The sequence below is a fragment of the Filifactor villosus genome (assembly GCF_042652965.1).
Lineage (GTDB): Bacteria > Bacillota > Clostridia > Peptostreptococcales > Filifactoraceae > Filifactor > Filifactor villosus.
In genome coordinates, this window is sequence record NZ_JBHSHL010000061.1 from 13,399 (window position 1) to 37,130 (window position 23,732).

Below are 23,732 nucleotides of genomic sequence, written 5' to 3' on the forward strand. Positions count from 1 at the left end.
TCTCTTAATACAATTTGCTTATATCTCAGTGAACCTTAGCTTATGATTATAAGTGTTGAAATGGTTCTTTGTGATTTGTGAGATGGATATAAGCACTGATCCATTGGTAAATATCGTTAACAAATTATACGGAGTGATCCGATTTCAGGGCCTTTGCCAAGGAGACCATGGAGGCGACCATGATAAAGGCGAAGGGGAAGGCTGCAATGATCGATATGGTTTGAAGCATTTGCAGACCGTTTGCGGAACCTACCATAAGTGAGAGGGCCAAAGCCGCCTGAAGAACTCCCCAAGTTGTTTTTCTCTTGTTATCAGGGTTGAGCTCCCCCTGTTGTGTCAACATTCCCAGGACGAAGGTCGCTGAGTTTGCCGACGTGATAAAGAAGGTAAACAGGAGCATGATCGCTACAAAGTTCAGGAAGCTCCCGATGGAAAGTTCGTTCATTACGACGAAGAAGGCTGTCGAAGTCGATTTCACCGCTTCGAGGATGATCTCTTTTGCCGTAGCAAAGTCGATGCCTCCGAAAATCGCAAACCAGATGAAGGATACGATGGCAGGAACAAAGAGAACTCCTCCTACAAACTCCTTGATGGTCCGTCCTCTGGAAATCCTTGCAATAAACACTCCTGTGAAAGGAGCCCAAGCGATCCACCACGCCCAATAGAAGATGGTCCAGCCTCCGTACCAGCTTGCATCGCCGAAGGCCCCCATCTCAAAGGAGTTGCCGACGATGTTCTGGAGGTAGAGTCCCGTACTTTCGACCAGGGTGTTGAGGATGCCGACCGTCGGTCCGAAGAGCAATGCCCCGGACAGCAGGATGACTACCAGTACCATATTGAGGTTGGAGATCATTTTGATCCCCTTATCCACACCCATGACCGCCGTGACGGTATAGATGATGGTAATACCGATGACGATGATGAGTTGGACACTCGTGCTTTCGGGGATACCGAACATATAGTTCAAGCCGCTGTTGATCTGGTACGTACCCAGTCCGAGGGAGGTCGCCATTCCCGCTGCTGTTGCAAAAACAGCCAAGATGTCAATGAGTTTGCCGATCGGACCTCGGATCCTCTCTTCTCCCAAGAGCGGGATGAAGATACTGCTTACAAGGCCGGGCTTGTTTTTTCGAAACTGCATGTATGCAAGCCCCAAGCCCAATACACAATAATTTGCCCACGGATGCAGACCCCAGTGAAGGAAGGACTTCGTCATTGCAAACTTTGCCGCCGCCTCCGTCATAGGTTCTACCCCGATCGGGTTGACATAGTGGTTCAAAGGTTCTGCAATCCCCCAAAACACCAGACCGATCCCCATCCCTGCGGAAAACAACATCGCAAACCACGAGATGTTGCTGTATTCCGGTTTGGAATCATCCAGGCCCAGTTTTATGTCTTTGTACGGGCTGATAAATCCCACCCAGACGGAAAAAAGGATGAAGGAGGTCATGGCGATGGTATAGAACCAGCCGAACTTCGCGGAAATGAAGCTGAAGGTCTGACTCCCCACAAACTCGAAATTCGCCGGAAATATCATTCCCCAGGCTACAATAGCGATGACCACTATCATGGAGATAATAAAAACGCCGGAATCTTTACTGCTGTTCTTCATATGATCTTCCTCTCCTATCGTTTTATCGGCCGAACAAAACAATAATCATTTTTGTTTTTATAATCGCGATTATTATCTAACCGTTTTTATATTAGCATAATCGATCTATAATTGCAATAAAAATCAAACAACTGTCGAGAAATTTTTTCAGAAATTTTAGGAAGGATAGTATCATTTTCCGACTTATAGACAAAAAAATACCTGTGTCTTATTGAAATCTCAATAAAACACAGGTAGTTAATACCTTCTTGTCTTCTAACGTCTTTTGTGACAGGCGGATCGATATAACGACGATGCTCCGATAGCACGATTGAGCTCGATGCTACTATAAATGTGTCAGCAACCCCGATGTGTTGGCATATTCATATCTGTCCCTATTTCTTATCTCGGTTATGAACCAAAAGAGTTCCTATCACAGTCGAAATTACCGTGAATTTCAACGTGTCAATGCACTAGTCCAAACCTTTCAGTCCGTGGTAGATAGTGTTGACGTACTTCATACAGAGTTCTTTTGCCACACCCGGCAGGATGGACTTTCTTTTTACCTGCATCAACAAACTCTCATAGACGCTCGTCGTGATATCCGAGATTGCAGGCCCCATCTCCTCTTTGACGAATCCTTCTTCCACGCACTGATCGATCAGAACTTGGGTCCTCTTTCGAATGGAAGAGTTCTTCAACATCTTCTGCACTTCCTTGGAAAAATGCTTGACATCCAAGGGACGAAGCGAGTAATACTGCAGGACATAGGTATCCATATCGCACTTGATATCACTGAAGAACAAAATATAGTAGATGTCCGGTCTCAAATACGAAAAGTCGATGAAACAGTTCCAAATTTGCAGGTAGAGTTCCTCCGAATTGTTCGCCCTCTTGATATAGGTAGGCAGACCGTCGATGTACTCCTGAAGGTAGGTCATGGATGCCAGAAAGAGAAGATGTTGAAGATCGTCAAAGTAGTTGTACAGCGTGGCGCTGTTAAACCCGGCAATATCGGCCACCTTCCTGATCGTAACGGCTTCCACTCCTTCTTCTTCAATGATGTTTACCGCAGCGTCCAAAAAATAGTTGGTAATACGCAAACGTTGTTTTTGTTTTTTTTGTAATGCTTTCTTATCCGAGGAAACCTCCTCCATCCCCGACACCCCCTTTGTCCGAAATACACAGTCATTTTATCATTTTAACTACTAATGTGACAGAAGTCAATATACTCAAACAAATCTTGATGATTTACAACACCTCATCATTCTCGGGGATCCGTTCGCCGGGATAAACGATCTTCTTCACCCACTCTCTTCGAATCTCCCAGATGTTGCCCGTTACCCTGAACGGGGACCAGTCATCGATCTCAAAAGCTCTGTGCCAACTCTCCCTGATCCGCCGCTCCTCCTCGGGAAACATCCCCCGATATTTTCCGATAAAGAAGCTGAAGCCGTCCGCTACGCCCAAGTGTTGTAGATGTTTTTCGTATTGACGGGCATCCTCGTCATCCTCCGGGAGATAGATACGGTTCAGGACGTGGTCCCACTTCATGGCATCGAAGTAGATTACCTTGCTCTCAGGCACTTCCAACACATAGACCACTGTCGATGTGATCGGTTTCAAACACCCCTCGGTGCTGATAGAGCACCAGATCGGCGCCCTGACATCTTCGGGCTTTTCCAGCCTCTTACTCGCCTCCCTCGTAAACCAGTCGTAACTCTCCAAGAACAGTCCTGCATCGGGCCCGAAGTGAAGCTCAACATACTTCCTCTCGTTGATGATCCTGCCCTTTTGCTCCAACGTGTGGAGGGTCTTGTCATTTTGTCTCGTATAGAGCCTTACAAGTTTTTCGCCCATTCTTCTACCTCCTTGTCTCCATTCGTGTGGCACAATACCGCATAATTCAAGAAATCAGTACAAAATCGACCTTATGTTACCGATGAAACTCCCGAAAGTGTGGATAGGACCAACTTTCGTGTTTTATAAACCCATGGAAAACACCGCTCAAAGACACAACCTACCCTCTCTTTATGAAGTACAGAAATCCCATAAAACACTTGCGAGAATGGGTTTATCCGAGAAAAACCGATTTTACGCTACTTTTTCCAATGAGGGGGTTATCTACCTGCTCCTGTAATCCCAAGGTGCTCTGTCGTCAAAGGGAGCTCTCCTGCTGAAGGTCGCCGACTGATCAATGTGTCGGAACACCTTTTCCATCTCCGTCCTCAATCCGCTGTGTCCCGTGCATACATATCTCACCCCGCTGTTTTCCACAATCTTCTTCAGTCTGATCAGAGACTCCTTGTTCATCTTCGGATCCTGAGTAAAGAAGTCGAAGAAGCTGTATCCGCCCTCGTCGTTGACGGCCAGGCAATCCCCGCTGAACAAAACGAGGTCATCGACCATATAGCACATATGGCCATAGGTGTGACCCGGAACATGGAGGGCTCGCACCCGAATACTTCCTATGGAAACGAGGTCTTCGTCATCCAGCTTTCCGTAGCCCTCCTTGAGCCTTACACAGTTGTTGATCTTGAGGCCGAATTTTTTGATCCGATATATGGAGCCGTCCAAATACACCTCCTCCTTTCTTCCCAAGTAGACCTGTGCATTGGGAAACAGGTTCGTGCCCGTCACATCGATCCCTCCGCAGTGGTCTACATCCGCATGGGTAAGAAAGAGATGCCCGACCTTTTCGGGATCGAGTCCGATCTTCTCAAACTCGGCCTTAACCCCGGGAAAATTGAGATGCCCCGCATCGACGGCGATGGTATGCCCTCCTTTGGTATAGAACCAAAGGTTGACATCGTCCTGCCGGATACAGCTCAGACCCTCCCTCAGGACTCCCGTATCTTGGGGATTGCAGTACTTCTTCCCCTTCGAAAAATAAGCCTTGAGTTTGTTGTCGAAAAGATACATCAACCTCATAACCTCAACCTCCCTTGCGTACAAAACATATCGATATTCCATGGAACACAGAGATATCACAGATTTACAAAACCGTATAAAACCGCTTTGCGGGGCGTCCTGTTTTGGTGATGAGAAACGGATGTTGGATTCGATTCCATTGCTCCTCTTCTATTTTGTATCTTTTTAGCATGTGTTTGGCTCCTTCTTTTTTCTTCATTGTATCATAAAAATACAGTTCTCAGATATGCCCTCATTTGTTCTTTTTAAATTTATTTATAAACATAGAATATGGTAATTATAACAATTACTGTTCAGAAATAACCTTGAATTCGTATTGAAAAAAACAGAAAAACGTGTTTTAATAAATGTTGATAACAAGTATCAATTGGTTTTAATTATTAAAGAAGAGGTGGAGTTATGAAAAAGATTACGATATTAGTCGGTAGCCTGCGCAGAGAATCCATCGCACGCAAAATTGCAAAGAACGTAATAAAACTGTTTCCTGAAGGTTATGAGTCCGAGATCTACGAGATCGGAGACCTGCCCTTGTACAACGCGGACTACGACAACACCAATGAGACCTACGCTCCGTTGCCGGAGGCCTATACACGTTTCAGGGAGCATATCAAGGCTTCCGCGGGTGTTTTGTTTGTAACCCCCGAAAACAATCGATTGGTTCCGGCCGTGATCAAAAATGCCATTGATGTCGGCTCCAAGCCCAACGACGATGTCGCATGGACGAAGACTCCCGCGGGCATCATCAGCCATTCCGTAGGTGCAATGGGAGGCTACAGCTCTCAAAAGACGCTTCGACTCGCCCTGTCCTACTTCCATATGCCGATTACGGGACAGCCGGAAGTATTTATCGGGAAGTCCGCCCAGTACTTTGACAAAGACAGTGAAAAAATGAACAACGAAGATACCCTGAAGTTTTTGCAAAAATACATCGATGTCTTCGTCGATTTGGTGGAAAAAAATCCGAAGGCGTAAAGGGATTACAAAGGACAGGAAGGAAAAGAGGATGCCGCACAATTCACAAAGCGATTCGGAACCGGTTGTAATCCGGTAATAAGGTTGTTGAACCTATTCGTTTCACAAACTCTCTTTGTTTTGTAATCCTGTTATCCGTTGAAAGGTCGGGGTATGCAAGGGATAGAACCGAAAACACTTGATCGGTTGTAGAACACAGCTATCTCGTGTGACAATTTGAAACAAGAATAATGCAATACTATCCGAGCCTGTCAAGGCAAGGCTTTAATCCTTTGACTCAATCTAAAAAGAGAATGGTGTCATACTATTCTCTTTTTAGATTGACCGATTGTGTTGTTGAAGTCTGTAGTAACTCAAACCGTTTTCGGTAGTGATATATTCTGTTTTTTCGACACTCGATACTATTGTTTGTTTGAGTTATGGTACTCCATGGAAAATACACGAATTTCCGCGGTCATAAAGTGGATATAGCCACACTCCTATTGGAGATGGTGTACTGCGACAAGAGGAACGACATGTCTTTGTGTGACCTCTTCTCGCATATCGCTTCCACCGGTCGATTCCCTTTGTGTTTTCTGAACGCTTGTTCCTCCAAAAAACGAGATTCTCCGAGCTATCCCTGAATTTGTTCCACCCAGTTGCAGATTGTATCCAGAACCAACTTGGTATTTCCTACATTACAGTGGTTTTGAGCCTCTTCCTTGTCCGTAAACAGGCGAAAGGTAAGGCTTCTGACGTTTTTAAGCATGGAGATTTCTCCTCCGATCATCCGGTAGTCGATAAAATGGTCCCGGTCGGCACCGATTATCAACATATCCTGCGTGATCCGTTCCGCCACAGGACTCAAATCATACAGTTTCAGTTTTTGTGCGTAGGTGTAGGCGTCCTTAGCCTCATAGGCATACATTCCGTGCTTCAAGCCCCAGTCCACCATGGGCTCCCTCTTGGCTTTTTTTGAAAAGACGAAGTTAATGACAGCTCCGGCGCGCAGTCTCATCAAAGCTCGAAACACGTTCTGTAGGATCGGTCTTTGCGTTCCCAGGATCACATCTTGAAAACAAGGGAATACAGACCAGGCTACGACTCTGCAAATTCTCGACTCAAAGGCCGCAGCCCTGGGTGCGAGGTAGCCTCCCAGAGATACTCCGATGATGGTCAAATTCTCCGGATTGAAATAATCCAAAACCGCCTTGACCGGTTTTTCCCATTCATGGGTAAAGTGCAGTCCCTGCAGCCTTACCACACCGCCCTGCCCCGGACCCTCAAAGACATATACCTCAAATCCCTTATCTCTCAGATATAAAACCGGAAAGAGAAACTCTTCAAAATAACTGTCGTTTCCCCCGTGAAGAAGGAGTACTCCCTTGCTGTCTCCCTCCGGCCTGAGGTGCCAAACCGGAAGTTTCACATTTTCAAAAGGAACTTCATATCGTGCAATCACAGGATCTTCTCCCGTGAAAAAATCTTCGAAATACTGATAAAACAATTCTGTTGCAAGCTTATAATACTTCTTTTTGTCGGGGTCGCCGTCATACATGAAGAACTCGCTCATCCGATAATAGGCGATGGCGTTTTCTATCCTGTCTTCGGACATCGCTTCGTCCCCGAGAGCGATCAGTTCTCTCTTCCAATCCGAACTGTTGTTGATCCTCCCCGCAATCTTTTCCACGTCTTCCAACCTTCCACCATCCCAGTTGATCAGGCGGTTGAGCTGAAAATCGAAGTTCTTCTCCTTATTCAAGGGATAGACCCCTCGTTTAAACCTGAATTCCTTACGGATATCGTACCTGTTCATACAAACACCTCCTCATGTGAGTGATGAAACAAATTCGAAGGCTTGGCTTCCTCGCTGCCTTACATTTGTCAAAGATGGGCTTTGCTCCTTTTGCCGATCACGCAGATCCATATAAAGGCCAGAGGGATGGTAAGACCTTTGACGATGCTCGTAGCGGAGACCGCCCACCATACTCCGTCCACTCCCAAACTCGTCTGAGAAAGAGCGAGAGCTAAAGGGATCCTCGATCCCGTCAAAACAATGCTCATCACAGCGGGAATCCTTGTTTCTCCGTAGCCGTTAAAAGCCCCGATAAAAACGAGTTCCATACACATAAAGATTTGAGAAAAACCTAGGATGTATGCATAGTCTCCGCCCGCTTTCACAACATCTCTTTCCCGAAAGAAGATCGAAAACACTTCTTCTCCCCAAACGATGAGCATAAGGGCGGCAAAACCTCCAAAGATCAAAGCAAAGCCTGCTACAATTCGGATTCCTTCTTTGATTCTCTCCTTGTTTCCGACACCGTAGTTTTGACCGACAAAGGCGGTCAAAGCAATCGCAAGTCCGTCCGCCGTCATCCATGAGATCGACTCCACCTGTCCTCCCACCTTCTGTATCGCTATGGAAGACGGTCCGAACCTCGATATGATTCGTGCAAGGACAATGGAGTAACAACAGTAGAGGCTCATTTGAATTGCAGAGGGCAGACCAATCGAGATCAGAGACTTTACATCCTTGAACAAAGGGAGTCGGACGAAATCGGGACGAAGTTCCGCATCCAGTCTGCAGATGTAGGCAAATTGAATACAGAATACAATCAGAGCCGCCAGTGCCGTGGCAATTCCCGCACCGTTTACTCCGAGTCTGGGAAAAGGTCCGAATCCGAAGACGAGAAGGATGTCGAAGACGATGTTGAAGACCAGTCCGCACGTATTGGCCAAAAAAGGGACTCTGCTGTTGCCTACCGAGTTGAGCATGGCTGCCATAACAGGATTGAGGTAGATAAAGACCATAGCACAGGAGATGATAAACAAGTAACTTCTCGCCTGAGTTATGACCTCTTCCTTACCCAAGCGGAAGAAGGCGACCAAGCTATGATTTCCGACAAAGAGGAATACGGTGAAAAACAAGCCCATACAGATGTTTATCCAAAAGGCCGCACCCGAATATCTGCGTACCGCATCGAGATCTTTTTTCCCATAAAATCGCGAGACCAAAACCTGAGTCCCTATCCTCGCCATCGCGGAGGACGCATTGGCAAACCACAGGAAGAAGCCCGCCGTCCCTACAGCCGCAACGGAGCCGCTTCCAAGTGCTCCTATACAGATCATATCGATAAAGGCATAGGCCATACCGACAAATGACGTCCCCAGTAGCGGAAGTGTAAAACGGATCAACTTCTTCAATATAGGTCCCTGTGTTAAATCCATCGTTGTCGACATAAATCTCCCTCTTTCTCTTCCCATCCTACAAGATCCCTTTATAACGAGATTACTCTTCCTTGACCCCTTCATCCTTCCGAACTTTTTGACCGAAGAGCTTCCTCGTTTTTCAAATCAACCTCTTTCGCTTATGAACTTATATTGTACCACAGTTGACCTCGGGTTTCCACACAAGTCTTGAGGTATTCAAAGACCTTGCTCCGACAAGCCGACCCTCCATATCTTTTAGCCTCTTTTGAAAAGTCCCGGCATGACTTCTCCTCATTTAATTAAGTTAAAAAATTAACATTGATTTTCTCCATTTTTTATGGTATCTTAAAATAAGTATCTGACCCGAAGAATTTTTCTGAAGGAAAGACGGTTTACATCCTATGGCTTATACCTTCCCTTAAGGGAAGGACTTATGACAATTACATCAGGTGCAAAACGCTCTAAGACGTTGCTCCGCAACACTGCTTTCTTCTTGGACATCGAAAGGGAAGAAAGCCCCTTACCGAGCCTCTTCAAACAAGGATTCCGTTTTCTTCCGGGATCGAAAAAGAACGATCCTCCCTATCGGAAGACTGACACCCTGTGTTTTGAACGAGGCCGAGAAGCTGTTTGACCCGGAGTACCAATTATACTATCATTCATTGGAGTTTTTGATATCGAAGAGTTGTATTCCACTGAAGATAAAACAAATATTCATGGTCGCAGAATCAATATTACTGCTCTTCTATCAAATAATCGTATTCAAGTGTTTTGTTCGCCCCGGTCTTGTTAAGAAAGCAAAGCCGGTTTACTTCCATTAAGATCGTAGGATGCTGTCCTGTGATTCAAAAAAGGGGAAGGAAGTTTTAGCGCCGGCTGACCGTCCTGTAATTGTATATGTTTACTCTTGTTTTTAAAGCACGTAAGGGTACTGTCTTTATGTGCTTTTTTTATTTTTTGAAAAAGGGGGATCACTTTTATGGAAGACAGACTTGCCATCATCGGCATCATTGTTGAAGATATGGACCGTTCTCAGGAAATCAATGATATCCTTCATCAGTTTTCAAACTATATCGTCGGACGGATGGGAATTCCTTATAAAACAAGGAATGTTTCACTGATCAGCGTCATCGTCGATGCTCCGCAAAATACCGTAAGTTCTCTCTCCGGAAAGCTCGGAAGGATTGAAAACGTAACCGTAAGTACCGCCTATACAAAGGCGAAGTGGCCTTCCAATGAATAAGTACCGTTTTTTTGAAGACAAGTTCGGAGAAGCTACACCTCAAACCCTTGCATCCCTTTTGGAGGCGGAGGACTTTTCATCTGTCTATGCGTACGCGGACAATATCAACCGAAGCGTACACGGAGACATCGTCGACATCCGTGCCATCATAGAGTTCTCAAACCATTGCAGGCGTCGTTGTGCCTACTGCGGTCTGAATTCGATCAACACCAAAGTAAGACGTTACCGGATGAGTCCCGAGGAAATCGTGGAGACCGCGCTTCTTGCCCGCGATGCGGGATACAAAACCGTGGTTCTGCAATCGGGAGAAGATCTCTACTATACAAAGGAGATCATAGCGGATATCATAACCTCGATCAAAGCACGATCGGACATCAAAATCACCTTGAGCTGTGGAGAACGGAGTCTTGAAGAGCTCTCTCTCTGGAAGAGCCGCGGTGCGGATCGCTATCTTCTCAAACACGAGACCTGCGACCCCTCCCTCTATGCCGGACTCCATTCCTGTGGAACTTTAGTAGAGCGACTTTCCTGTCTACGTACAATCAAAGACCTCGATTATGAGACAGGTAGCGGTTTTATGATAGGATTGCCGAATCAAACTTCCCAAATCATCGCCCGTGATATTCTCTTACTCAAAGACTTGGGCTGTGACATGGCCGGTATCGGTCCCTTCATCCCCCATCCCGAAACCGCTTTGAAGGGAGCTGAACCCGGAAGCACGGAGCTTACCAAACGCTCCGTTGCTCTGACCAGACTCCTGCTTCCCCATGCAAATCTTCCTGCGACGACCTCTCTCGGAGTCTTGGATTCAAACGAAAAACGGAGTATCTTTGACTGTGGAGCCAACGTCATTATGCGAAAGGTTACACCGAGCAACTATGTTCGTCTCTATGAGATCTATCCGGGAGATATCAAGGTTCTTGATGTCTATGCGGAAAGAAGAGAACTCGAACATATGCTTGTCTCGCTGGGAAAGATTCCTCGATGAGTTTCTGTTGACCGCTGTAATCAAAGGCACAAGGCTCTCCTAAGGGAGAATCCGCCTCAATATAAAGAACATTTTTAAACACAAAGGAGTCTTATTATGATAGCTTACGATCCGTCCTCCTCTATCGCGGAGGAATTTATAAATCACAGGGAAATCCTCGATACCATCGCTTATGTACAAGAACACAGGAACGACCTTTCGCTAATGCGTGAGATCTTGGACGAAGCGCGGAAGATGAACGGTCTGTCCCATCGTCAGGCAGCCCTCCTGCTCGAGTGCAACGATGAAGACATTTTGGAGGAGATCTACCGTCTCGCACACGAAATCAAGCAGAGGATCTACGGTAACCGCATCGTGATGTTTGCTCCCCTCTATCTCTCCAACTACTGTATCAACGGTTGTACCTACTGTCCTTACCACAAAAAGAACACCGGTATCCGTCGCAAGAAACTCACTCAGGAGGAGATCGAACGTGAGGTTATTGCCCTCCAGGACATGGGGCACAAACGGCTCGCCCTCGAAACCGGCGAAGATCCCGTCCACTCACCGATCGAATATGTGCTGGAGAGCATTGAGACCATCTATCGAATCCGCCACAAAAACGGAGCCATCCGTCGTGTAAACGTCAATATCGCCGCTACAACAGTCGAAAATTACAAAAAACTCCATGATGCAGGCATAGGTACCTACATCCTCTTCCAGGAGACCTATCACAAAGAAACCTATGAACAACTTCATCCCACAGGCCCAAAACACAACTATGCCTATCATACCGAGGCAATGGACAGGGCGATGGAAGGAGGCATCGACGATGTGGGCATCGGTGTCCTCTTCGGTCTCTACCAATACCGCTATGACTTCATCGGACTTTTAATGCATGCAGAACACTTGGAAAGACGTTTCGGGGTAGGTCCTCACACCATCAGTATCCCGAGGATACGTCCCGCAGACGACGTCGACTTGAGCGAGTTTCCCGAAGCCATCGTCGACTCCCTCTTCAAAAAAATCGTCGCCTTGATCCGTATCTGCGCTCCCTATGCAGGTATCATCATTTCGACAAGGGAGTCCGAAGCCTCTCGGGAGGAAGTTCTCAAGATAGGAGTTTCGCAAATCAGCGGAGGTTCTTCGACCAGTGTAGGAGGCTATGTAGAAAAAGAAGCTCCCGAGGAGAACTCCGCCCAATTCGATACCAGTGACAAGCGCACTTTGGATGAGATCATCCACTGGCTCTTGAAACTTGGCTATGTTCCGAGTTTTTGTACCGCCTGCTACCGGGAAGGCAGGACGGGAGATCGCTTTATGAAGCTTGCAAAGTCCGGTCAGATCGGCAACGTCTGTCAACCCAACTCACTTATGACCTTAAAGGAATACCTCTTAGACTACGCATCGGATCGAACCTTCAAACTTGGAGAAGCGGTGATCGAAAAGGAACTGGAAGAAATTCGAAATGCAAAGGTGAAGGAGATCGCACAAAACTACATCTCCCAACTTGAACATGGTAACAGAGATTTTCGCTTTTAGAGGGAGGAGGATAAGATGCAAGCTACTCCAAATGCAAATAGAATCCATATCGCCCTCTTCGGCAAAACCAACTCGGGCAAATCTTCCCTGATGAACCTCCTTGCCAACTCCGAAGTGTCCATCACTTCTCCCGTTCGAGGAACTACCACCGACCCGATCCAAAAGGCGGTGGAGATCTCTCCCTTGGGTGCCTGTACCTTGATCGACACCGCGGGTTTTGATGACAAGAGTATCCTGGGCAAACAGAGGATGGAGAAGACCTTCGATGTCATCTCAAAGACGGACATCGCTATCTTTCTCTTTGTTGACACCGATTTTTCGCAGGAGAAGCTATGGATGGAGCACATCAAGAGTTCCAACATCCCTGTAATCGCCGCGATCAACAAAGCGGATCTGCGGGAAACTCCGGTCAATGAACTGAAAAATCTGATTCGAACGGAGTTTTCCCTTGAAGCGATTACTCTCAGCACAGTCACAAAGACAGGTCTTGAACTGCTATACAAGGAGTTGGAAGGTACCTGCAAAACCTTGGAGAAGGAGGTTTCGATCTGTGCCCATCTCGTGAAGGAGCGTGACCATGTGCTTCTGGTTATGCCGCAGGACATTCAGGCTCCGAAAGGACGACTCATCCTTCCTCAGGTGCAGACCATTCGCGACCTGCTTGACAACCGTTGCATCATAACCTGCGTTACCTTGGAAGAGTTCGGCCCCGCCATCGAAAATATGAAGAAGGTCCCCGATCTTATTATTACAGACTCCCAACTCTTTGCTCAGGTACACGGAAAAAAGCCCTCTTCTTCAAAGCTGACCTCCTTCTCTGTCCTATTCTCACGCTACAAGGGCGACATCGATACCTTTGTGGAAGGGGCAAAGGCCCTGGATAACCTTCATAAGGACTCCAAGATCCTGATCGCCGAAGCCTGTTCGCACAAACCTCTTCAAGAGGACATCGGGCGTGTTAAGCTCCCGCGTCTTCTGCGATCCAAGGTACATCCCGAACTTCAGATTGACATCTGTTCGGGAAATGATTTTCCAAAGGACATATCGGGATATGATCTCGTGATCCATTGTGGTGCCTGTATGTTCAACCGAAAACATGTACTCTCCAGAATCAAGCGATTAAAAGAAGAAGGCGTCCCCATCACAAACTACGGGATTGCAATTGCAAAATTAAACGGTATCCTGGGATCCATTGACTATTAGAGGACTACTCTCTCGAAAAGGAACCTTTTTGCAGATGACAAGCGTCTCGATAGGATTATTGTTACAAAGTTTTTTCCTTTGTTCCCTCAAGGAGAACTCACTGTAGTTCTCCTGTGAAATCTTGCCCTCAAACTTCTCCCTCTTGTGATTTGCATTTCTTTTCCGATAGTGTTAGTATAAGAGTAGGAAGCATACCTGTTTATCAACGTATATGCCTACAGGATGCTTCCGGTCTTGTTTATACTAATCTTTAGGAATTAGGAGGAGATGTTATGTTTAAAAAGTTTACCAACTTTTGTGTTGCTTTAGTACAGAAGTATCTTCCCGATGCTTTCTTATTTGCAATCTTTTTGACCTTTATCACCTTTATTTTGGGGATCGTTATGACCAAGCAGACCCCTCTGGCTATGGTCGTTCACTGGGGAGAAGGTGCTTGGTCTTTGCTTGCCTTCTCGATGCAGATGGCTCTGGTACTCGTTACCGGTCACACCCTTGCAAGCTCCAAACCGCTTCGAGTTCTCCTAAAAAAAATCGCCTCGATCGCCAACACCCCCACCCAGGCAATTTTGACGGTATCCTTTGTATCCGCAATCGCCTGCTGGATCAACTGGGGCTTCGGCTTGGTTATCGGTGCTCTTCTTGCAAAAGAACTTGCTCGTCGCGTGGATAAGGTGGACTACCGCCTTCTGATCGCAAGTGCTTATTCCGGCTTCCTGGTATGGCATGGCGGTATCTCCGCCTCCATCCCCTTGACCTTGGCAACTGCGACCAACGACTTGGCTGCAATGACAGACGGGGCGGTTACCGAGATCATTCCAACCGGTCAGACGATTTTTTCTCCGCTGAACTTGATTATATCGGCAATCATCATCTTTTCCCTTCCTTTTATCAATAGGGCTATGCACCCCGAGGCGGCTTCGACTGTTACCGTGGATAAAAACCTTTTGAAAGAAGAGGAAGAGCTTCCTTACTTCAGCGACAATACCACTCCGGCCGACAAAATCGAAAATAGCAAGATCGTCTCTTACTTACTCTTTGCCATGGGCTTCGCCTATATGGTCTATTACTTTGCAACCAAGGGCTTTGACCTGAACTTGAACATCGTAAACTTTATCTTCCTGATGTTTGCAATCTTGTTCCACGGAACTCCCAGAAGATTCCTCCACGCCTTTGCAGAAGCCGTGAAGGGCGCTCGACGGGTATCATCCTTCAATTCCCCTTCTATGCGGGAATTATGGGTATGATGACCGGAAAAGTAGCGGGTACCACAGATGTATCACTTGCAGGTACGATTTCACAGTGGTTTGTTAGTGTATCCACCGCTAAGACCCTGCCCCTATTCAGTTTCTGGTCGGCAGGACTTGTCAACTTCTTTGTTCCCTCCGGCGGAGGCCAGTGGACGGTTCAGGCTCCCATTATGATGCCTGCCGGTGCAAAACTGGGTGTTCCGGCTGCAAAAACAGCACTTGCCATCGCCTGGGGAGATGCATGGACCAATATGATCCAACCCTTCTGGGCATTGCCCGCACTTGGAATTGCGGGATTAGGTGCAAGAGATATCATGGGTTATTGCCTGATCGACCTTTTGTACTCCGGTCTGATCATATCCCTTGCCTTCCTCTTGCTGTAAAAAAGAATTCTTTTCTAATGAAGAGAGGAAAGAGATGAAACGTTCTGCAAGTAACTGCCTGACAAACAACAAAACGGTAGATCGTAGTACACTCCACTTAAACAGTTGATATTCACGTTTTGTGCTCTCCGGGAGATGAAACGATTTTTCATAGTCGTAGAGCTGATATTACAAGTGCTCTATTGGAGGATAGTGTACATCGCTATCTCTGTTTGATCAGATCTTCATACAAAAGAATATAGGGCTTCCGGCATATGAGCCTATTCAGAAATACCGATTTACAAACGATGTAGATCGGTATTTTTGTATATGGAACAAAAATCCTTCAAGAGAGGTAGTACGACCTTCCTTCAACAAAGCCTGCCTTAACAAAGAGGATTTGATCTCATACCACTATTCTTTTGAATAGTGGATATAAACAATCTGTGACCCATAGAAGACAACATAGTTTTTCGTCATCGAAAAATAGATATATCCACACTTCTATTGAAAAATAGTATCATACTGTTTTTCGATAGAAGTATGAATAACGAACTTAAAAGAAGGGAGGGCTAAAATATGACGAACGTCATCTTCCAACCCTCCCTTTCTTACAGGTGTATGTGTCAAATGTGTGTATAACTGTTCCTTTGTCTATCTTCTATACGTTCATCGGTTTAAGGTCTTCCGCGATGATCAGAGTAGCTTCCGTTACAGCCTGAACATCTTCCGGAGTATAACCTTCTGCAATCTCAACAAGTTTCAATCCTTCTGGAGTTACTTCGATCACTCCCATTTCGGTAACAATCTCATCTACTTGACCTGCTGCTGTAAGAGGCAGTGTACACTCCTTCAAGATCTTCGGATTTCCTTTTTGGGTATGTTCCATTGCGATGATCACTTTTTTCGCTCCAACTACCAAGTCCATCGCTCCACCCATTCCCGGTACCATCTTGCCCGGGATCATGTAGTTTGCAAGGTTTCCTTTTTCGTCTACTTGAAGTGCTCCAAGTACCGTTACATCGACATGACCTCCTCGAACGATTCCGAAGGAGGTTGCCGAATCAAAGAACATTCCTCCCGGAACGATGCTCGCATACTGTCCTCCGGCATTGGTGAGGTTAGGATCTCCCTTTCCTGCTTCCGGAGCAGGTCCCAAACCTACAAAACCGTTCTCCGATTGGAACATGATATCAAGACTTTTATCTACGTAATTTGCCACCAAGGTCGGCATTCCGATACCCAAGTTTACAACACTTCCGTCTACCAATTCGTTTGCGACACGTCTTACAATTCTCTCTCTTGCTTCCATTTTTTTCTCTCCCTTCGAATACTCGGTTTTCTTATTGGAATCTCCAGTGATCTTCTCCGTAAATTTCTTTGATAGGCTCTCCCTGAACGATATGATCTACGACAATTCCGCTGGTCATAACATCGTTAGGATCGATCTCTCCGACTTCCACGATTTGTCCCGCTTCCACAATTACCTTGTCCGCCGCCATAGCCATCAACGGGTTGAAGTTTCTTCCGGTCTTATGATATACAACATTTCCTCTCTTATCGACAATCGCACCGTAAATCAATGCGATATCCGCACGTAGAGCAGGCTCAACTAAGTACTCGATTCCCTCGATTGTAATTTTTTGCTTTCCTTCTTCAACCGCTGTTCCGACTCCTGTCGGTGTGATTGCCGCCCCCAAACCGAAGCCGCCACAACGGATTTTTTCAGCCAAACTTCCCTGCGGTACCAATTCCACAACCATACTTCCATCCGCCATTTGAATTCCGGTTTGTTTATTGGTTCCTACATGAGATGCTATGGTTTTCTTCACTTGATGATTATTTACCCAGATCCCTGTTCCATAGTCTACAAATCCCGTGTCATTGCAAATCAAAGTAATGTCCTTGATACCTCTCCTTGCAATCTCGTTTACTAAAGAGTGAGGCGTTCCGTCGCCCAAAAATCCTCCGACCATGATCGTCATACCGTCTTTGATTTGGTCTACCGCTTCCGATACAGTGATAATCTTATTCATCTCATCTCTCCTATTACTATTATTTTTCTTAAACGGCAAATACCTCCTGTTTGCCAAAAATGAACATCTCTGGTCCCTGCCGTTTATTTGCCATGTTTTCATTATAGAACATAAATTATAATAATACAAGATGGTTTCCGACTCTATCTTGGCACTCCTTGGGTTTACTTAATTTTTTCAATTTTATGAACCGTGTTCTCATTATTATGGCCATGTCTTAACTGAGAAGTTCGTCTCCTTTTCCTGTCAGGAAGTCTCCCTTAACAAAAATGTAATCTTCTTGTAATTCACTTATGTTTCATTTTGTTGTATCATAAAAAAGAAGAAGGTTTTTCTTTCAAAAATGATATAGGAGGTAGTTTGTATGAAATTTAAACATATTATCGCTACGGCACTGATCGGGGTAGTCGGTGCAACATCCGTTGTATTCGGTGCTACCGTGTTTCAAAACAAGAAGGTAAACTACGCGATTAACCTGATCGCAAACGGAAGCCCTTATGTGGTCCAAACACAGGCTCTCAAACCTTTTACGACGGACGACGGATATACCTATCTCTCTGTACGTTCCTTAAGTGAACTCGGTTTAGTCGACATCAATTATTCCTCTGCCACAAAGACAGTTACGGTAAATCCCAAAGAAACCGTAAAACCCGGTGAAGTACAGGCTTTGAATGACCGTATTTTGATGTTGACCAATGAAAATGAAAGATACAGAATTGAAAATGAGAAATTAAAACAACAGCTGTCCAACAAAAATTCTTCTAGTTCTTCAAGCTCTTCATCGAGTTCGGGAGACAAGCTCCTTAAGGATCTGGGATCCGGTGACAGAAGAACCCTGGAGAGAGATATCGCCCGTGACCTTCAAAGGGTGAAGTTGAGCACAGATGATTACGGCCGTTCCATCTATGAAGGAGATGTATCCATCAATAGAGATCGTGTTCGAGTTACTCTCTCCGATACCTCAAGACTTGATGTCCAAAAATGGAATGATATTGTCAAGGGTCGCAGGGTTTCATATTTTGAAGATGATATGTATGAGGCTCTCGAGTCTGAAGTGTTGGATGTTGTAAAAGATTACCTGAAGGGATACTATAACTATGAGATCAGTATTACCGTCCAGGCTTCCAAAGACGATAACAACAACAACCTGCAAGACATCGTGGATGCAAGTTACAAAGAAAACGGGAACAAATTCAGAGTTTCTGTAGATCGTTATACGAATTAGATTGTAAAACAAGGAAATTTTATGCTATTCTCCGTTTGAATTGTCGGGCAGACAGAATGTATCATTATCCGAAGCCTATAGAAAGGCTATGTTTGAAAACACTCAGCCTGCAAACTTAGAGCGGTAATAGTATATCTCTTTAATCACAAAATGCCGAACTTTTTGTTCGGCATTTTTGTTGCAAACAACAACCGCTCCTCCTTATAGAGTTTGCGGTCGTTGTTACACTATTCATTCATACTACCCATACGGCCTTTATACTATTTTTCAATAGAAGTATGGATATATCTGTTTCTCAAACCAAGAAAAGTCGGTTTGTCTTCTATGGGTCGCAAATTATTTATATCCACACAAAAGAATAATAGTATTACATTGAAGAACATCTATAAACTCTTCTTGACATAGTCTGTCAGTTCGACGATAGTTTCTGTTGTTTCAAATAAGCGTTGATAAAACCCATCAGATTTCCGTCCATAACCGATTGTACCGAACCCACTTCTTCTCCGGTTCGATGATCTTTGACCAAGGTATAGGGCTGGAAGACATAGGAACGAATCTGGCTTCCCCATGCAATTTGAGAATACTCTCCGGAAATATCCTCGATCTTCTCCTTATGTTCTCTTATCTTGATATCCATTAGTTTAGAAAACAACATCTTCATTGCCGTTTCACGATTCGAGTGTTGAGAACGTTGGTTTTGACAGGTTACGATAATTCCTGTCGGCAAATGCGTGATCCTTACCGCCGAATCCGTCTTGTTGACGTGCTGACCTCCCGCTCCCGAGGCTCGATAGGTATCGATCTTCAAGTCCGTGGGATTAATATCGACTTGCACGCTGTCATCAATCTCAGGGATTACATCGATGGAAGCAAATGAGGTATGTCGCTTGCCCGAAGCATCAAAGGGAGAAATCCGCACTATCCTGTGAACCCCCTTTTCACTCTTCAGGAATCCATACGCATTATGTCCCGATATCTGCAAAGTCACACTCTTGATCCCTGCTTCGGTATCGGGCAAATAGTCGAGTTCCTTCACCTGAAAACCCATCTCTTTACAAAACCGAAGGTACATCCGAAGCAACATCTCCGCCCAGTCTTGAGCATCGAGTCCTCCCGAACCTGCATGGATGGAAAGGATGGCATTGTTGGCATCATACTCCCCATCAAGCAAGGTCTGTGTCTTCAAATCCTCCAAATCACGTATTACCAGCTCCAGCTCTTTCTCCAACTCTTTCTCCAATGACGGATCCTCCTGTGCCAATTCAAAGAGGACCTCTACATCCTGATACTTCACCCTTGCTTTTTGATATACGTCGATGGTCTGTTCGATTTGTTTGTTCCGTCTTACAATCCTCTGAGAATTTTCAAGATCGTTCCAAAAAGACGGCTCTTCCATTTTTTGACTGTTCTGCTCAAATTCTACCTGTAACTGAGCAATGTCAAAGAGAATCCCTGATTTCTTCGAGAGATTTTTGAATAACGGAAAGGCTCTCTCTGTGTATTTGTTCATTCAACATATCTATGCATTCCTTCCGCAACAATTTTTATATTTCTTGCCGCTACCGCAGGGGCAGGGCTCATTTCTTGCAACCTTTGTCTTCCCCTTTACAGGTTCTTTGGAAGCTTCAGGTTTTGTCGCCGGATCTCTTTCGGTCAACGTATCCATCTTCACTACCTGTTTACGTTCAATAACCTCGGGTTCTTCCCTCTTCGGCTCCAGATTTACATTTAAAACGAAACGAACGGTATCCTCACGAATAAGGTCATTCATTGCATCGAACATATCGAAGCCTTCCAATTGATATGCACGCACCGGATCTTCTTGACCGATGGCACGAAGTCCGATTCCCTGTCTGAGTTGATCCATGGCATCGATATGGTCCATCCATCTTCCGTCTACCGATTGCAACAAAATAACCCTCTCCAACTCTCTAAAGTTCTCTAACGGAATCTTTGCTTCCTGCTCATGATATTTTTTGAGTGCTTCTTCTTTGAGTCGTTCAATGAGCTCATTCTTATCGATGTCGGTAGTGTTTTCAAACTCGGGAAGATGGAGTCCGAATACGATGGCTATCTTTGCAAACAGACCTCTTAGATCCCATTCTTCCGAAAACTCATGATGGGTATACTCCGCTACGACCGCCTCTGCCGTCTGCTCGATCATATTTTGGATCTGACCGCTGATATCTTCTCCCTCCAGCACTCTTCTTCTCTCAGTATAGATGATCTCTCTTTGAGTGTTCATAACATCGTCATATTGAAGAACGCTCTTACGGATACCGAAGTTTCTTCCCTCGACCTTCTTCTGTGCACCTTCGATATTTTTGGTAAGAATCCTCGCTTCTATAGGTTCATCGGCTTCCATTCCCACCTTCTCTACCAAACTTTGCAATCGTTCTCCTCCGAAAAGTCTCATCAGTTCGTCTTCCAATGAGATGAAGAATCTGGTTTCCCCCGGATCTCCCTGACGTCCGGAACGACCTCGAAGCTGGTTATCAATCCGCCTGGATTCATGACGCTCGGTTCCTATGATCACAAGTCCTCCCGCTTCACGGACCTTCTGCTGCTCTTCCTTCAATTCTTCTTTTTTCTCAGACAAAATACGCTGATAGGTCGATCTTGCCTCTAACAGTTCTTCATCGTGAGAAGGTGCAAAACCGGTGGCAAAAGCGATGACCTCATCGGTATAACCCAGTTTTCTCATCTCTTTGTTGGCCATAAAATCGGGGTTTCCTCCCAAGATGATGTCCGTTCCACGGCCCGCCATATTTGTTGCTATGGTTACAGAATTATAACGACCGGCCTGTGCTACAATCTCCGCCTCTTTCTCATGGTTCTTTGCATTCAGTACCTGGTGTTGAATTCCCTTTTTACGCAGTCTGTCCGAAAGCATCTCCGATGTTTCAATCGAGATCGTACCGATGAGAAGGGGTTGTCCTGTCGCGTGTTTTTCAATCACTTCTTCCACGACTGCATTGTACTTGGCCTCTTCATTGGTGTAGACAACATCGTTTTGGTCAACACGAATAACGGGTTTGTTGGTAGGGATTTGAACGACATCCATATTGTAGATGGAGTTGAACTCCTCTTCCTCGGTCTTTGCGGTTCCCGTCATGCCCGAGAGTTTCTTATACATTCTGAAATAGTTTTGGAAGGTAATCGTCGCCAAGGTCTTGGACTCGTTTTGAATCTTAACTCCCTCTTTCGCTTCAATCGCCTGGTGCAATCCGGCAGAATAGCGTCGTCCGAACATCAAACGACCCGTGAACTCGTCGACGATAACGATTTCTCCGTCTTTGATTACATAGTCTACATCCAGCTTCATCAAAGTATTTGCACGAAGTGCCTGACCGATATTATGGTAGATCTCCATATTGGCAATATCCGTCATACTCTCTACTCCAAAAAACTTCTCCGCTTTTTGCAGGCCTTCTTCTGTAAGGGTGGAAGCATTTTCCTTTTCGTTAATAATATAATCTTCTTCGTTCTTCAATGTTTTGATAAAGGTGTCGGCCTGTGTGTAAAGAGATGTCGACTTATCTCCCCTGCCCGAAATAATAAGCGGGGTCCTTGCTTCGTCGACCAAAATGGAGTCCACCTCGTCGACGATCGCATAATTCAAAGGTCTCTGAACCATCTGATGCTTATAGATGACCATGTTATCCCTCAAATAGTCAAAACCGAACTCGTTGTTGGTTCCGTAAGTGATATCGGCATTATAAGCCTGTCTTCTCTCTTCATTGTCCAAACCGTGAACAATAACGCCCGTTGTCAGACCTAAAAACCCATACAGCTTGCCCATCCACTCCATATCACGTTTTGCAAGATAATCGTTGACCGTGACAACATGAACGCCATCTCCCGTAAGAGCATTCAAATATACAGGCAGAGTCGCAACAAGTGTCTTTCCTTCCCCGGTCTTCATCTCTGCAATCCGCCCCTCGTTCAAGACAATCCCGCCCATAATTTGAACATCGTAATGTCTCATTCCGAGAACTCTCTCAGAAGCTTCTCTACAAACCGCATACGCTTCCGGCAGAATATCATCCACCGTTTCTCCGCTCTTGAGTCTTTTCTTAAATTCGTCCGTTTTTCCAACGAGCTCATCGTCGGATAGCTTCTTCATTCGGTCCGAATACGAGTTGACCAGTTGGACTTTCTTTTCCAAACGTTTGATCTCTCGATTCGAAAAAAAAGAATCTAAAAATCCCATTGTTAAACCCTCATTTCTATATCATTTAAAAGTCTTATACTTTTCTCTTCCGTCTGTATTCCTAAAAAAGAACACAACATAACTATTTTATTATAGTATAAATCACAAAAACTTTCTATCATCTTTGAAAAAAAGTTTCAATTGTAACACAACTTTTATAATTGGAACCTTCCGTTGGAGGAAGACGATCTCTACAAATACAAAAATTCAACTTATCCTTCACCGAGGTGTTTATATGAATACTCTATACTTCTTCCTCGACATCGATTTAAATCCGCTTATCCCCTCAAATTAAAGCTTTTTCAGTATAGCTTTCTATATGTTTGGTTGATCGTTTGATTTTGTCCACCTACAGAAAGACATAAGACCAGGATACTTATACTCTTCTCCGATAGAAGTATGGATATAGCTGTTTTTCAAATGACGAAAAGTTGGTTTATTTTCTATGGCTCACAGATTATTTATATCCACAACCCAAAAGAATAATAGTATTACAGATAAAGATAGTAGATATGTAAAAAGACATCGATCTCTCGATGTCTTTTAATTGGCTACGACTTACTTTCCCGGGAGTCTGCACTCCAAGTATCCTCAGCGATGTAAGGCTTAACTTCTGTGTTCGGAATGGGAACAGGTGTATCTCTTACTCTATTGTAACCATATTCCTTGTTACTGCGTCTTTTAGGCATCTTCTTGTTCGCTATCGTCGTTCAGTCAGTCACGTATGTCTATATACGCTCCTTCCTTCTCTCCTCTGCTCACTTCGAATCTGCTCTAAAATACTTGCAACAAGCTCCTTTGCACTTTTTAGTGATTTCTTCGTTAGGCTTCTTCGTCGCTTCGATCACGTACATCCGAGTACGCTCACTTGCTCCTCATCGCCCGCCTTGAACTCATCTTAATCTACGTGCAACAACTCTTACTCTGATGGATTGTACCACCAAAACTGCATAACATCTTCTCTCCTTTGGATCAAGTCCTCGATCGATTAGTACTCCTTAGCTCCATACA

The 23,732-nt window shown here is 45.1% G+C and carries 18 protein-coding genes and 1 rRNA gene; 8 read left to right on the forward strand and 11 right to left on the reverse strand.

The window, feature by feature from the left end; all coding sequences use genetic code 11:
* Window positions 1-124: 124 nt before the first annotated feature.
* From ACFO4R_RS11765 to ACFO4R_RS11780, 4 genes are all read right to left on the reverse strand, one after another.
* On the reverse strand, window positions 125-1,612 hold the full coding sequence (locus ACFO4R_RS11765) for a BCCT family transporter (protein WP_379789386.1): 1,488 nt from the start codon (window positions 1,610-1,612) through the stop codon (window positions 125-127).
* A gap of 452 nt (window positions 1,613-2,064) precedes the next feature.
* The gene (locus ACFO4R_RS11770) at window positions 2,065-2,748 is read right to left on the reverse strand and encodes a TetR/AcrR family transcriptional regulator (RefSeq protein WP_379789388.1); all 684 of its coding nucleotides are present in this window, start codon (window positions 2,746-2,748) and stop codon (window positions 2,065-2,067) included.
* Between the two features lie 94 nt (window positions 2,749-2,842).
* Window positions 2,843-3,451 (reverse strand): DUF3841 domain-containing protein, encoded by a 609-nt coding sequence (locus ACFO4R_RS11775; protein ID WP_379789390.1) that lies wholly within the window; start codon window positions 3,449-3,451, stop codon window positions 2,843-2,845.
* A 264-nt stretch (window positions 3,452-3,715) separates the two neighbouring features.
* On the reverse strand, window positions 3,716-4,522 hold the full coding sequence (locus ACFO4R_RS11780; protein ID WP_379789392.1) for an MBL fold metallo-hydrolase: 807 nt from the start codon (window positions 4,520-4,522) through the stop codon (window positions 3,716-3,718).
* Between the two features lie 399 nt (window positions 4,523-4,921).
* On the opposite strand from ACFO4R_RS11780, the gene ACFO4R_RS11785 reads away from it, so the two are divergent.
* Window positions 4,922-5,494 (forward strand): NADPH-dependent FMN reductase, encoded by a 573-nt coding sequence (locus tag ACFO4R_RS11785; protein ID WP_379789394.1) that lies wholly within the window; start codon window positions 4,922-4,924, stop codon window positions 5,492-5,494.
* 613 nt (window positions 5,495-6,107) lie between these two features.
* Here ACFO4R_RS11785 and ACFO4R_RS11790 read toward each other — a convergent pair.
* A complete protein-coding gene (locus ACFO4R_RS11790) occupies window positions 6,108-7,289 on the reverse strand; it encodes an alpha/beta hydrolase (protein ID WP_379789396.1) in 1,182 nt (393 codons plus the stop codon).
* A gap of 68 nt (window positions 7,290-7,357) precedes the next feature.
* The gene (locus tag ACFO4R_RS11795; protein WP_379789398.1) at window positions 7,358-8,713 is read right to left on the reverse strand and encodes an MATE family efflux transporter; all 1,356 of its coding nucleotides are present in this window, start codon (window positions 8,711-8,713) and stop codon (window positions 7,358-7,360) included.
* Between the two features lie 949 nt (window positions 8,714-9,662).
* Between ACFO4R_RS11795 and ACFO4R_RS11800 the strand changes: the two genes are divergently transcribed.
* The 6 genes from ACFO4R_RS11800 to ACFO4R_RS11825 all read left to right on the forward strand — a co-directional run bounded on the left by ACFO4R_RS11800 (window position 9,663) and on the right by ACFO4R_RS11825 (window position 15,268).
* Window positions 9,663-9,926, forward strand: a complete 264-nt coding sequence (locus tag ACFO4R_RS11800) for a TM1266 family iron-only hydrogenase system putative regulator (protein WP_379789400.1) — start codon at window positions 9,663-9,665, stop codon at window positions 9,924-9,926.
* On the forward strand, window positions 9,919-10,914 hold the full coding sequence (hydE, locus tag ACFO4R_RS11805) for a [FeFe] hydrogenase H-cluster radical SAM maturase HydE (protein ID WP_379789402.1): 996 nt from the start codon (window positions 9,919-9,921) through the stop codon (window positions 10,912-10,914). Before ACFO4R_RS11800 ends, hydE begins: the two co-directional genes overlap by 8 nt.
* Window positions 10,915-11,010: 96 nt before the next feature.
* Window positions 11,011-12,435 (forward strand): [FeFe] hydrogenase H-cluster radical SAM maturase HydG, encoded by a 1,425-nt coding sequence (gene hydG / locus ACFO4R_RS11810; protein WP_379789404.1) that lies wholly within the window; start codon window positions 11,011-11,013, stop codon window positions 12,433-12,435.
* A gap of 15 nt (window positions 12,436-12,450) precedes the next feature.
* Window positions 12,451-13,638, forward strand: a complete 1,188-nt coding sequence (gene hydF, locus ACFO4R_RS11815) for a [FeFe] hydrogenase H-cluster maturation GTPase HydF (RefSeq protein ID WP_379789406.1) — start codon at window positions 12,451-12,453, stop codon at window positions 13,636-13,638.
* 272 nt (window positions 13,639-13,910) lie between these two features.
* A complete protein-coding gene (locus ACFO4R_RS11820; protein WP_379789408.1) occupies window positions 13,911-14,882 on the forward strand; it encodes a short-chain fatty acid transporter in 972 nt (323 codons plus the stop codon).
* Window positions 14,879-15,268, forward strand: a complete 390-nt coding sequence (locus ACFO4R_RS11825; protein ID WP_379789410.1) for a TIGR00366 family protein — start codon at window positions 14,879-14,881, stop codon at window positions 15,266-15,268. The genes ACFO4R_RS11820 and ACFO4R_RS11825 overlap by 4 nt, the downstream gene beginning before the upstream one ends.
* Window positions 15,269-15,908: 640 nt before the next feature.
* Here ACFO4R_RS11825 and ACFO4R_RS11830 read toward each other — a convergent pair.
* Window positions 15,909-16,559, reverse strand: a complete 651-nt coding sequence (locus tag ACFO4R_RS11830) for a 3-oxoacid CoA-transferase subunit B (RefSeq protein WP_379789412.1) — start codon at window positions 16,557-16,559, stop codon at window positions 15,909-15,911.
* A 31-nt stretch (window positions 16,560-16,590) separates the two neighbouring features.
* Window positions 16,591-17,283: a CoA transferase subunit A gene (locus tag ACFO4R_RS11835; RefSeq protein WP_379789414.1), complete on the reverse strand. Its 693-nt coding sequence runs from the start codon at window positions 17,281-17,283 to the stop codon at window positions 16,591-16,593.
* 364 nt (window positions 17,284-17,647) lie between these two features.
* Between ACFO4R_RS11835 and ACFO4R_RS11840 the strand changes: the two genes are divergently transcribed.
* Entirely contained in the window at window positions 17,648-18,508 is an 861-nt protein-coding gene (locus ACFO4R_RS11840; RefSeq protein WP_379789416.1) for a hypothetical protein, read from the forward strand.
* 409 nt (window positions 18,509-18,917) lie between these two features.
* Here the strand turns inward: ACFO4R_RS11840 and prfB are convergent.
* The 3 genes from prfB to rrf all read right to left on the reverse strand — a co-directional run bounded on the left by prfB (window position 18,918) and on the right by rrf (window position 23,383).
* A protein-coding gene (gene prfB / locus ACFO4R_RS11845) for a peptide chain release factor 2 (RefSeq protein WP_379789418.1) occupies window positions 18,918-20,025 on the reverse strand; the annotation gives its coding sequence in 2 pieces (ribosomal slippage) (window positions 18,918-19,961 and window positions 19,963-20,025; 1,107 coding nt in all).
* 2 nt (window positions 20,026-20,027) lie between these two features.
* Window positions 20,028-22,721, reverse strand: a complete 2,694-nt coding sequence (secA, locus tag ACFO4R_RS11850; RefSeq protein ID WP_379789420.1) for a preprotein translocase subunit SecA — start codon at window positions 22,719-22,721, stop codon at window positions 20,028-20,030.
* Window positions 22,722-23,266: 545 nt separating this feature from the next.
* Window positions 23,267-23,383: ribosomal RNA gene (gene rrf / locus ACFO4R_RS11855) — 5S ribosomal RNA — on the reverse strand.
* Window positions 23,384-23,732: the final 349 nt, after the last annotated feature.

Excerpts from the sequence above, each read along its gene's own strand:
- ACFO4R_RS11765 (WP_379789386.1), bottom strand. The coding sequence starts at position 1,612 with ATGAAGAACAGCAGTAAAGATTCCGGCGTTTTTATTATCTCCATGATA.
- ACFO4R_RS11770 (WP_379789388.1), bottom strand. The coding sequence starts at position 2,748 with ATGGAGGAGGTTTCCTCGGATAAGAAAGCATTACAAAAAAAACAAAAA.
- ACFO4R_RS11775 (WP_379789390.1), bottom strand. The coding sequence starts at position 3,451 with ATGGGCGAAAAACTTGTAAGGCTCTATACGAGACAAAATGACAAGACC.
- ACFO4R_RS11780 (WP_379789392.1), bottom strand. The coding sequence starts at position 4,522 with ATGAGGTTGATGTATCTTTTCGACAACAAACTCAAGGCTTATTTTTCG.
- ACFO4R_RS11785 (WP_379789394.1), top strand. The coding sequence starts at position 4,922 with ATGAAAAAGATTACGATATTAGTCGGTAGCCTGCGCAGAGAATCCATC.
- ACFO4R_RS11790 (WP_379789396.1), bottom strand. The coding sequence starts at position 7,289 with ATGAACAGGTACGATATCCGTAAGGAATTCAGGTTTAAACGAGGGGTC.
- ACFO4R_RS11795 (WP_379789398.1), bottom strand. The coding sequence starts at position 8,713 with ATGTCGACAACGATGGATTTAACACAGGGACCTATATTGAAGAAGTTG.
- ACFO4R_RS11800 (WP_379789400.1), top strand. The coding sequence starts at position 9,663 with ATGGAAGACAGACTTGCCATCATCGGCATCATTGTTGAAGATATGGAC.
- hydE (WP_379789402.1), top strand. The coding sequence starts at position 9,919 with ATGAATAAGTACCGTTTTTTTGAAGACAAGTTCGGAGAAGCTACACCT.
- hydG (WP_379789404.1), top strand. The coding sequence starts at position 11,011 with ATGATAGCTTACGATCCGTCCTCCTCTATCGCGGAGGAATTTATAAAT.
- hydF (WP_379789406.1), top strand. The coding sequence starts at position 12,451 with ATGCAAGCTACTCCAAATGCAAATAGAATCCATATCGCCCTCTTCGGC.
- ACFO4R_RS11820 (WP_379789408.1), top strand. The coding sequence starts at position 13,911 with ATGTTTAAAAAGTTTACCAACTTTTGTGTTGCTTTAGTACAGAAGTAT.
- ACFO4R_RS11825 (WP_379789410.1), top strand. The coding sequence starts at position 14,879 with ATGATGACCGGAAAAGTAGCGGGTACCACAGATGTATCACTTGCAGGT.
- ACFO4R_RS11830 (WP_379789412.1), bottom strand. The coding sequence starts at position 16,559 with ATGGAAGCAAGAGAGAGAATTGTAAGACGTGTCGCAAACGAATTGGTA.
- ACFO4R_RS11835 (WP_379789414.1), bottom strand. The coding sequence starts at position 17,283 with ATGAATAAGATTATCACTGTATCGGAAGCGGTAGACCAAATCAAAGAC.
- ACFO4R_RS11840 (WP_379789416.1), top strand. The coding sequence starts at position 17,648 with ATGAAATTTAAACATATTATCGCTACGGCACTGATCGGGGTAGTCGGT.
- secA (WP_379789420.1), bottom strand. The coding sequence starts at position 22,721 with ATGGGATTTTTAGATTCTTTTTTTTCGAATCGAGAGATCAAACGTTTG.